Source organism: Thermosynechococcus sp. QKsg1 (genome assembly GCF_031586415.1).
Lineage (GTDB): Bacteria > Cyanobacteriota > Cyanobacteriia > Thermosynechococcales > Thermosynechococcaceae > Thermosynechococcus.
The window spans coordinates 457,305-469,304 of the sequence record NZ_CP134200.1; the positions used below are offsets into that span (position 1 = coordinate 457,305).

The following is a 12,000-nucleotide window of genomic DNA, read 5'->3' on the forward strand; positions in this document are numbered from 1 at the left end:
TTTTGTTGTTTCATCGTAAGGAGACCTATGAGTCAATCCGCTGCAACTGCTGCCCTAAAAATTATTCCCCTCGGTGGGCTGCACGAAATTGGCAAGAACACCTGTGTTTTTGAATTCCAAGATGAAATTATTTTGCTGGACGCAGGGTTAGCTTTTCCCACTGATGGCATGCATGGGGTGAATATCGTCTTACCCGATATGACGTACCTGCGGCAAAACCGCGAAAAAATCAAGGGAATGATTGTGACCCATGGCCACGAGGATCACATTGGTGGCATTGCCTTTCACCTCAAGCAGTTTGATATTCCCGTCATCTATGGCCCGCGTCTTGCGATGGCACTGCTCCAAGGGAAGCTGGAAGAGGCAGGGGTGGGCGATCGCACCGAACTGCGCACGGTACAGCCGCGGGAGATGGTGCGTTTGGGCAAAAACTTCCTTGTGGAGTATATCCGCAATACCCATTCCATTGCCGATAGCTTCTCCGTGGCGATTCATACCCCCATTGGCGTGATTATCCACACCGGGGATTTCAAGTTTGACTTTACCCCCGTTGATGGCGAGTGCTTTGACATTCAGCGGCTGGCAGAACATGGAGAAAAGGGAGTTCTCTGTCTCATTAGTGACTCCACCAATTCGGAAGTGCCCGGCCACACCCCCTCGGAGCGATCGGTGTTTCCCAACTTGGATCGTGCCTTTAGCCAAGCAGAGGGGCGGATTATTTTTACCACCTTTGCCTCTTCGGTACATCGCCTCAGTATGGCCTTGGAATTGGCGCAAAAGCATGGCCGCGTGGTTTCGGTCTTGGGGCGATCGATGCTCAATGTCATTGCCCATGCGCGGCAGTTGGGCTACATTCACTGCCCAGACGATCTCTTTGTGCCACTGCACATGATGCACAAGTACCCCGATCATCAGGTGATGTACCTGACCACTGGCTCCCAAGGGGAACCCCTATCTGCCCTGACGCGGATTTCCAAAGGAGAACACAACAAAATTAAAATTCGCCCCGGCGATACTGTGATTCTCTCAGCTCACCCCATTCCGGGGAACACGATTGCCGTGGTGAACATGATCGATCGCCTGATGATGCAAGGCGCCAAAGTCATCTACGGTCGCGAACAGGGCATCCACGTCTCTGGCCATGCCTGCCAAGAGGATCAAAAGCTGATGCTGGCGTTGACCAAGCCCAAGTTCTTTTTACCCGTACATGGCGAGCACCGCATGCTGGTGAAACACGCCCAAACGGCTCAGAGCATGGGCATTCCCCCGGAGAATATGGTGATTATTGACAACGGCGATGTGGTGGAACTCACCCGTGACTCGATTCGGGTCGTCGATAAGGTGCCTGCTGGCATTGAGTTACTGGATCGCGGTGGCATTGTCAAAGCCCATGTGCTGCAAGAGCGACAACAACTGGCTGAGGAAGGGATTATCACCGTGGCGGTGGCGGTGGGTACTGATGGCAGTCTGAAAGCTACTCCTGAAGTCCACCTGCGGGGTGTGGTCACGGCGATTGAGCCACAGGCTTGGCAGGCTTGGGTACATGCCACGGTCGAAACCGCTTTGAGCGATCGCTGGAGTGAATATGCCCGCAACGGCGATATCGATTGGGCAGGGGTCAAAGCCCACATTGAACGGGAACTGGTGCGACTGGTGCGCCGTGAACTTCAGGGCAATGCCTCAGTCCTATTGCTTCTGCAACCCATCGAAGTCACCCCCACTGTGACGACAGGAATTCGGCGGCGTCGCAGCACGGCTTCTGTGGTTGGCTAGCATCAAGCCCCTTGGGCAGGAGAAGGTGCCTATTTTGTAGGGCATCCCTGCCCGTTTATTTTTGTTGCCGCTGCGCTAGCTAGCGTTGAAACGATCGGGGGCTTTCGGTTGATTTCTTGCCGAGCAATAACCCCTCAACACGTTCAACTGATTAGGAAGCAACTCAACCATAGTTAACAACTAAAGCTAGAATTACAATAACAGACTAGTACCAATATCACAAATAAAAATTGTGGCGCGCAATGGATATTGATGATTTTGATGTTAATTCGATGACTACTGCAGCTCAGCATCCTGACCCTTGTGTACGTCGGCAGGTAGCGCAGTCTGCTACTACTTCACCAAACATTTTACGGATGTTGGCCAATGACCCCGATAAAAAAGTGCGCCTTGCGGTTGCTGCCAATGGCAATACCCCTGCTGAAGTCCTAGAGGCTTGGCTATCGGAAGCTCAAAGCAATAAACCGTTAGCAGAAGCTCTTGCCAAGAACCTCAGTGCATCCCATGCTCTCCTGACAACTTTAGCACAACATCCAGCGGCCAATGTCCGCCGTAAAGTGGCGATGAATCCCCAGACCCCTCCAGCGACCCTCTATAAACTAGCTGAGGAATTTCCAGTGGCAGTAGCTCGCAATCCTGGGATGAAACTCCTTGTGCTCCAAGACAGTGAACTACAGAGCATCAGTGATGAAACCTTAATACGAATATTAAAGCTTACAGAGCCGCCGACTTGGGCATTGACAGTTGCAGTTCAGCGTCAAAGCGCAAAAGTAAGACAGCAGGCGGCTAGGGCAAAAACGATTCTTCCTGAACTCCTCGAAACCCTTGCTGAGGATGAGGATAGCGATGTTCGTGAAGCAGTAGCGGGGAACCCCAATACTCCTGCTTCTGTTTTGGAAACCCTTGCTGAGGATGAGGATAGCGATGTTCGTGAAGCAGTAGTGGGGAACCCCAATACTCCTGCTTCTGTTTTGGAAACCCTTGCTGAGGATGAGGATAGCGATGTTCGCAGAGCAGTAGCACGGAACCCCAATACTCCTGCTTCTGTTTTGGAAACCCTTGCTGAGGATGAGGATAGCGATGTTCGCAGAGCAGTAGCACGGAACCCCAATACTCCTGCTTCTGTTTTGGAAACCCTTGCGAAGGATTTGTATTTGGATGTTCGTGAAGCAGTAGCACAGAACCCCAATACTCCTGTCTCACTCCTCGAAACCCTTGCGAAGGATTGGGATGTTCGCAGAGCAGTAGCACGGAACCCCAATACTCCTGCTTCTGTTTTGGAAACCCTTGCGAAGGATTTGTATTTGGATGTTCGTGAAGCAGTAGCGGGGAACCCCAATACTCCTGCTTCTGTTTTGGAAACCCTTGCGAAGGATTTGTATTTGGATGTTCGTGAAGCAGTAGCACAGAACCCCAATACTCCCGCCTCTGCCCTCGAAACCCTTGCTGAGGATGAGGATAGCGATGTTCGCAGAGCAGTAGCACGGAACCCGAATACCCCTGTCTCACTCCTCGAAACCCTTGCTGAGGATGAGGAGAGTAGTGTTCGTGAAGCGGTAGCGGGGAATCCCAATACTCCTGCTTCTGCCCTCGAAACCCTTGCGAAGGATTTGGATGTTCGCAGAGCAGTAGCACAGAACCCCAATACTCCCGCCTCTGCCCTCGAAACCCTTGCTGAGGATTGGTATTGGGAGGTTCGTGAAGTAGTAGCACGGAACCCCAATACTCCTGCTTCTGTTTTGGAAACCCTTGCTGAGGATGAGGATAGCGATGTTCGCAGAGCAGTAGCACGGAACCCCAATACTCCTGCTTCTGTTTTGGAAACCCTTGCGAAGGATTTGTATTTGGATGTTCGTGAAGCAGTAGCACAGAACCCCAATACTCCCGCCTCTGCCCTCGAAACCCTTGCTGAGGATGAGGAGAGTAATGTTCACGCAGCAGTAGCGGGGAACCCCAATACTCCTGCTTCTGTTTTGGAAACCCTTGCGAAGGATTTGTATTTGGATGTTCGTGAAGCAGTAGCGGGGAACCCCAATACTCCTGCTTCTGTTTTGGAAACCCTTGCGAAGGATGAGGATAGCGATGTCCGCAGAGCAGTAGCAGAAAGACCTGACATTGTTTCGTTGATTGAGGAGGCTAAGAGCAACGACACCGCTACCATCCGACTAGCAGAGCTAGCTAGCCACTTTTATACGGATGTTCGCCAAGCAGTAGCGGGGAACCCGAAGACGCCTACCTATGCCCTCGAAATCCTTGCTGAGGATGAAGCTCAGGATGTTCGCGCAGCAGTAGCGGGGAACCCGAAGACGCCTACCTATGCCCTCGAAATCCTTGCGAAGGATGAATATGAGGCTCAGGATGTTCGCGCAGCAGTAGCGGGGAACCCGAAGACGCCTACCTATGCCCTCGAAACCCTTGCGAAGGATTTGTATTTGGATGTTCGTGAAGCAGTAGCACGGAACCCCAATACTCCTGCTTCTGTTTTGGAAATCCTTGCTGAGGATGAGGCTCAGGATGTTCGCGCAGCAGTAGCGGGGAACCCGAATACCCCTGTCTCACTCCTCGAAACCCTTGCGGAGCATTGGTATTTTCGCGCAGCAGTAGCGGGGAACCCCAATACTCCTGCTTCTGTTTTGGAAATCCTTGCTGAGGATGAGGCTCAGGATGTTCGCGCAGCAGTAGCGGGGAACCCAAATACCCCTGTCTCACTCCTCGAAACCCTTGCGAAGGATGAGGATAGCGATGTTCGTGAAGCAGTAGCGCGGAACCCCAATACTCCTGCTTCTGTTTTGGAAATCCTTGCGAAGGATGAGGATAGCGCTGTTCGCAGAGCAGTAGCAGAAAGACCTGAAATTGTTTCGTTGATTGAGGAGGCTAAGAGCAACGACACCGCTACCATCCGACTAGCAGAGCTAGCTAGCCACTTTTGTACGGATGTTCGCGCAGCAGTAGCGGGGAACCCCAATACCCCTGTCTCACTCCTCGAAACCCTTGCGGAGCATTGGTATTTTCGCGCAGCAGTAGCGGGGAACCCCAATACCCCTGTCTCACTCCTCGAAACCCTTGCGAAGGATGAGGATAGCGATGTCCGCAGAGCAGTAGCGGGGAACCCCAATACTCCTGCTTCTGTTTTGGAAACCCTTGCGAAGGATGAGGATAGCGATGTCCGCAGAGCAATAGCAGAAAGACCTGACATTGTTTCGTTGATTGAGGAGGCCAAGAGCAACGACACCGCTACCATCCGACTAGCAGAGCTAGCTAGCCACTTTTATACAGATGTTCGCCAAGCAGTAGTGCGGAACCCCAATACTCCTGCTTCTGCCCTCGAAACCCTTGCGAAGGATAAGGATAGCGATGTCCGCAGAGCAGTAGCAGAAAGACCTGAAATTGTTTCGTTGATTGAGGAGGCTGAGAGCAACGACACCGCTACCATCCGACTAGCAGAGCTAGCTAGCCACTTTTGTACAGATATTCGCGCAGCAGTAGCGGGGAACCCGAAGACGCCTACCTATGCTCTCGAAATCCTTGCTGAGGATGAAGCTCAGGATGTTCGCGCAGCAGTAGCGGGCAACCCGAAGACGCCTACCTATGCCCTCGAAATCCTTGCTGAGGATGAAGCTCAGGATGTCCGCCAAGCAGTAGCGGTCAACCCGAAGACGCCTGCCTCTGCCCTCGAAACCCTTGCGAAGGATAAGGAGAGTAATGTTCGCGCAGCAGTAGCACGGAACCCGAATACCCCTGTCTCACTCCTCGAAACCCTTGCTGAGGATGAGGATTGGTATTTTCGCGCAGCAGTAGCGGGGAACCCCAATACTCCTGTCTCACTCCTCGAAACCCTTGCTGAGGATTGGTATTGGGAGGTTCGCAGAGCAGTAGCGGGGAACCCCAATACTCCTGTCTCTGCCCTCGAAACCCTTGCGAAGGATGAGAGTTCGAATGTTCGCGCATCAGTAGCGTGGAACCCCAATACTCCTGTCTCACTCCTCGAAACCCTTGCTGAGGATGAGGATAGCGATGTTCGCGCATCAGTAGCGTGGAACCCCAATACTCCTGTCTCTGCCCTCGAAACCCTTGCGAAGGATAAGGATTGGGATGTTCGTGAAGCAGTAGCGTGGAACCCGAGTACCCCTGTCTCACTCCTCGAAACCGTTGCGAAGGAGAACGATTTGATTGGCTGCATAGCAGTAGCAACAAGACTGTTGATTGAGGAGGCTAAGAGCAACGACACTGCTACCACCCGATTAGCAGAGCTAGCTAGCCACTTTTATATGTCTTTTATTTATACGGGTGTTCGCGCAGCAGTAGCGGGGAACCCCAATACTCCTGTCTCACTCCTCGAAACCCTTGCTGAGGATGAGGATAGATATGTTCGCAGAGCAGTAGCGGGGAACCCCAATGCTCCTGCTTCTGTTTTGGAAACCCTTGCGAAGGATAAGAATAAGTATGTCCGCCAAGCAGTAGCAAGAAGACCTGAAATTGCTGCTTTAATCACGGAAGCTAACAGTGGCAACACTTCTACGGATCGACTAGCCGAACTAGCTAGCCACTTTTGTACGGATGTTCGTGAAGCAGTAGCGGGGAACCCCAATACTCCCGCCTCTGCCCTCGAAACCCTTGCGAAGGATGAGGATAGCGATGTTCGCAGAGCAGTAGCACGGAACCCCAATACTCCTGTCTCTGCCCTCGAAACCCTTGCTGAGGATGAGGAGAGTAATGTTCGCGCAGCAGTAGCGGGGAACCCCAATACTCCCGCCTCTGCCCTCGAAACCCTTGCGAAGGATGAGGATAGCGATGTTCGCAGAGCAGTAGCACGGAACCCCAATACTCCTGTCTCTGCCCTCGAAACCCTTGCTGAGGATGAGGAGAGTAATGTTCGCGCAGCAGTAGCGGGGAACCCCAATACTCCCGCCTCTGCCCTCGAAACCCTTGCTGAGGATGATGCCCTCGAAACCCTTGCTGAGGATGAGGAGAGTAATGTTCGTGAAGCGGTAGCACGGAACCCCAATACTCCTGCTTCTGTTTTGGAAACCCTTGCTGAGGATGAGGATAGAGTTCGCAGAGCAGTAGCGGGGAACCCCAATACTCCTGCTTCTGTTTTGGAAACCCTTGCGAAGGATAAGAATAAGTATGTCCGCCAAGCAGTAGCAAGAAGACCTGAAATTGCTGCTTTAATCACGGAAGCTAACAGTGGCAACACTTCTACAGACCGACTAGCAGAGCTAGCTAGCCACTTTTGTACGGATGTTCGTGAAGCAGTAGCGGGGAACCCCAATACTCCTGTCTCACTCCTCGAAACCCTTGCGAAGGATGAGGATAGCGATGTTCGCGCAGCAGTAGCGGGGAACCCCAATACTCCTGTCTCACTCCTCGAAACCCTTGCGAAGGATGAGGATAGCGATGTTCGCGCAGCAGTAGCGTGGAAGCCCAATACTCCTGCTTCTGTTTTGGAAACCCTTGCGAAGGATGAGTATTGGTCTGTTCGCGCAGCAGTAGCAGAAAGACCTGAAATTGTTTGGTTGATTGAAGAGGCTAAGAGGAACGACACCGCTACCATCCGACTAGCAGAGCTAGCTAGCCACTTTTGTACGGATGTTCGCGCAGCAGTAGCGGGGAACCCGAATACTCCTGCTTCTGTTTTGGAAACCCTTGCGAAGCATTGGTATGTCCGCGCAGCAGTAGCACGGAACCCCAATACTCCTGTCTCACTCCTCGAAACCCTTGCTGAGGATAAGGATAGATATGTCCGCCAAGCAGTAGCGGGGAACTCCAATACTCCTGCTTCTGCCCTCGAAACCCTTGCGAAGGATGAGGATAGATATGTCCGCCAAGCAGTAGCGGGGAACTCCAATACTCCTGCTTCTGCCCTCGAAACCCTTGCGAAGGATGAGGATAGGGATGTTCGCAGAGCAGTAGCGGGCAACCCGAAGACTCCCGCCTCTGCCCTCGAAACCCTTGCGAAGGATAAGGATTGGGATGTTCGTGAAGCAGTAGCGGGGAACCCCAATACTCCTGCTTCTGTTTTGGAAACCCTTGCGAAGGATGAGTATTGGTCTGTTCGCGCAGCAATAGCAGAAAGACCTGAAATTGTTTCGTTGATTGAGGAGGCTAAGAGCAACGACACCGCTATCATCCGACTAGCAGAGCTAGCTAGCCACTTTTGTACGGATGTTCGCGCAGCAGTAGCACGGAACCCCAATACTCCTGCTTCTGTTTTGGAAACCCTTGCTGAGGATGAGGATAGCGATGTTCGTGAAGCAGTAGCGGGGAACCCCAATACTCCTGCTTCTGTTTTGGAAACCCTTGCGAAGGATAAGAATAAGTATGTCCGCCAAGCAGTAGCAAGAAGACCTGAAATTGCTGCTTTAATCACGGAAGCTTACAGTGGCAACACTTCTACAGACCGACTAGCCGAACTAGCTAGCCACTTTTGTACGGATGTTCGCGCAGCAGTAGCGGGGAACCCCAATACTCCTGCTCCTGTTTTGGAAACCCTTGCTGAGGATGAGGATAGATATGTTCGCAGAGTGGTAGCGCGGAACCCCAATTTCCCTGTCTCGCTCCTCAAAACCCTTGCGAAGAACAACAAATGGGTTGTCCGCTCCCTCAAAACCCTTGTGAAGGAGAACAATTGGATTGGCCGCATAGAATTAGCAGAAATCCGCATAGCAATAGCAGAAATACCTGAAATTGTTTCGTTGATTGAGGAGGCTGAGAGCAACGACACCGCTACCATCCGACTAGCAAAGCTAGCTAGCCACTTTTGTACATATGTTCGCAGAGCAGTAGCGGGGAACCCGAAGACTCCTGTCTCACTCCTCGAAACCCTTGCGAAGGATACGGAGGAGTATGTCCGTGCAGCAGTAGCGTGGAATCCCAATACTCCTGCTTCTGCCCTCGAAACCCTTGCGAAGGATAAGGAGAGTAGTGTTCGTGAAGCGGTAGCGGGGAATCCCAATACTCCTGCTTCTGCCCTCGAAACCCTTGCGAAGGATAAGTATGTCCGCGCAGAAGTAGCGGGCAACCCGAAGACTCGTGTCTCACTCCTCAAAACCCTTGCGAAGGATAAGTATGTCCGCGCAGAAGTAGCGGGCAACCCGAAGACTCCCGCCTCTGCCCTCGAAACCCTTGCGAAGGATGAGGATAGGGATGTTCGTGAAGCAGTAGCGGGGAACCCGAGTACCCCTGTCTCACTCCTCGAAACCCTTGCGAAGGATAAGGAGAGTAGTGTCCGCGCAGCAGTAGCGGGGAACCCCAATACTCCTGTCTCACTCCTCGAAACCCTTGCTGAGGATTGGTATTGGGAGGTTCGTGAAGTAGTAGCGGGGAACCCCAATACTCCTGCTTCTGCCCTCGAAACCCTTGCTGAGGATGAGGATAAGTATGTCCGCGAAGCAGTAGCACGGAACCCCAATACTCCTGTCTCACTCCTCGAAACCCTTGCGAAGGATAAGAATAAGTATGTCCGCAGAGCAGTAGCAAGAAGACCTGAAATTACTGCTTTAATCACGGAAGCTTACAGTGGCAACACTTCTACAGACCGACTAGCCGAACTAGCTGGCCACTTTTGTACGGATGTTCGCGCAGCAGTAGCGGGGAACCCCAATACTCCTGCTTCTGTTTTGGAAACCTTTGCGAAGGAGAACGATTGGACTGTCCGCGTGGCAGTAGCGGGGAACCCCAATACTCCTGCTTCTGTTTTGGAAACCCTTGCGAAGGAGAACAAATGGGTTATCCGCGCAGCAGTAGCGGGCAACCCGAAGACTCCTGTCTCACTCCTCGAAACCCTTGCGAAGGATAAGGAAAGTGATGTCCGCAGAGCAGTAGCAAGAAGACCTGAAATTGCTGCTTTAATCACGGAAGCTAACAGTGGCAACACTTCTACAGACCGACTAGCTGAACTAGCTAGCCACTTTTGTACAGATATTCGCGCAGCAGTAGCGGGCAACCCGAAGACTCCTACCTATGCTCTCGAAATCCTTGCTGAGGATGAAGCTCAGGATGTTCGCGCAGCAGTAGCGGGCAACCCGAAGACTCCTACCTATGCCCTCGAAATCCTTGCTAAGGATGAATATGAGGCTCAGGATGTTCGCGCAGCAGTAGCACGGAACCCCAATACTCCTGCTTCTGTTTTGGAAATCCTTGCTGAGGATAAGGAGAGTGATGTCCGCCAAGCAGTAGTGCGGAACCCCAATACTCCTGCTTCTGCCCTCGAAACCCTTGCGAAGGATAAGGAGAGTGATGTTCGCGCATCAGTAGCGTGGAAGCCCAATACTCCTGCTTCTGTTTTGGAAACCCTTGCTGAGGATAAGGAGAGTGATGTCCGCCAAGCAGTAGCACGGAACCCCAATACTCCCGCCTCTGCCCTCGAAACCCTTGCGAAGGATGAGTATTGGACTGTTCGCGCAGCAGTAGCGGGGAACCCCAATACTCCCGCCTCTGCCCTCGAAACCCTTACTGAGGATTGGTATTGGGAGGTTCGTAAAGCAATAGCAGAAAGACCTGAAATTGTTTCGTTGATTGAAGAGGCTAAGAGCAACGACACCGCTACCATCCGACTAGCAGAGCTAGCTAGCCACTTTTGTACGGATGTTCGCAGAGCAGTAGCAGAAAGACCTGAAATTGTTTCGCTGATTGAGGAAGCTAAGAGCAACGACACCGCTACCATCCGACTAGCAAAGCTAGCTAGTCACTTTTGTACGGATGTTCGCGTAGCAGTAGCGGGGAACCCCAATACTCCTGCTTCTGTTTTGGAAATCCTTGCTGAGGATAAGGAGAGTGATGTCCGCCAAGCAGTAGTGCGGAACCCCAATACTCCTGCTTCTGCCCTCGAAACCCTTGCTGAGGATGAGAATAGCGATGTTCGCGCAGCAGTAGCGGGGAACCCCAATACTCCTGCTTCTGCCCTCGAAACCCTTGCGAAGGATGAGAGTTCGAATGTTCGCGCAGCAGTAGTGGGGAACCCGAATACTCCCGCCTCTGCCCTCGAAACCCTTGCTGAGGATGAGGATTGGTGGTTTCGCGCAGCAGTAGCGGGGAAACCGAATACTCCTGTCTTTGCCCTCGAAACCCTTGCGAAGGACGAGAGTTCGAATGTTCGCGCAGCAGTAGCGGGGAACCCGAGTACCCCTGTCTCACTCCTCGAAACCGTTGCGAAGGATGAGAGTTCGAATGTTCGCGCAGCAGTAGCGGGGAACCCGAGTACCCCTGTCTCACTCCTCGAAACCGTTGCGAAGGATGAGAGTTGGAATGTTCGCAGAGCAGTAGCGGGGAACCCCAATACTCCCGCCTCTGCCCTCGAAACCCTTGCGAAGGATAGGTATTGGGATGTTCGCAGAGCAGTAGCGGGGAACCCCAATACTCCTGCTTCTGCCCTCGAAACCCTTGCGAAGGATAGGTATTGGGAGGTTCGCAGAGCAGTAGCGGGGAACCCCAATACTCCTGTCTTTGCCCTCGAAACCCTTGCGAAGGACGAGAGTTCGAATGTTCGCGCAGCAGTAGCGGGGAACCCGAGTACCCCTGTCTCACTCCTCGAAACCGTTGCGAAGGGTGAGAGTTCGAATGTTCGCAGAGCAGTAGCGGGGAACCCGAGTACCCCTGTCTCACTCCTCGAAACCCTTGCGAAGGATGAGGATAGGGATGTTCGCAGAGCAGTAGCGGGGAACCCCAATACTCCCGCCTCTGCCCTCGAAACCCTTGCTGAGGATTGGTATTGGGAGGTTCGTAAAGCAATAGCAGAAAGACCTGAAATTGTTTCGTTGATTGAAGAGGCTAAGAGCAACGACACCGCTACCATCCGACTAGCAGAGCTAGCTAGCCACTTTTGTACGGATGTTCGCGCAGCAGTAGCGGGGAACCCCAATACTCCTGCTTCTGCCCTCGAAACCCTTGCGAAGGATAGGTATTGGGATGTTCGCAGAGCAGTAGCGGGGAACCCCAATACTCCTGCTTCTGCCCTCGAAACCCTTGCGAAGGATAGGTATTGGGATGTTCGCAGAGCAGTAGCGGGGAACCCGAGTACCCCTGTCTCACTCCTCGAAACCCTTGCGAAGGATGAGAGTTCGAATGTTCGCGCAGCAGTAGCGGGGAACCCCAATACTCCTGTCTCACTCCTCGAAACCCTTGCGAAGGATGAGAGTTCGCATGTTCGCGTAGCATTAGCGGGGAACCCCAATACTCCTGTCTCACTCCTCAAACCTTTGCTGAGTTAGGGATAAGTATTGACTTTCG

At 52.7% G+C, this 12,000-nt stretch carries 2 protein-coding genes; both read left to right on the top strand.

Going from position 1 to position 12,000, the window contains the following annotated elements; all coding sequences use genetic code 11:
* Positions 1-27 precede the first annotated feature (27 nt).
* Complete coding sequence (locus tag RHP47_RS02305; RefSeq protein ID WP_310840948.1) at positions 28-1,773, top strand: ribonuclease J; 1,746 nt, start codon at positions 28-30, stop codon at positions 1,771-1,773.
* A 356-nt stretch (positions 1,774-2,129) separates the two neighbouring features.
* Complete coding sequence (locus tag RHP47_RS02310; RefSeq protein WP_310840950.1) at positions 2,130-11,981, top strand: hypothetical protein; 9,852 nt, start codon at positions 2,130-2,132, stop codon at positions 11,979-11,981.
* Positions 11,982-12,000: the final 19 nt, after the last annotated feature.

Bases quoted from the DNA above. Each gene is read 5' to 3' on its own strand.
- RHP47_RS02305 (WP_310840948.1), top strand. From the start codon at position 28: ATGAGTCAATCCGCTGCAACTGCTGCCCTAAAAATTATTCCCCTCGGT.
- RHP47_RS02310 (WP_310840950.1), top strand. From the start codon at position 2,130: ATGTTGGCCAATGACCCCGATAAAAAAGTGCGCCTTGCGGTTGCTGCC.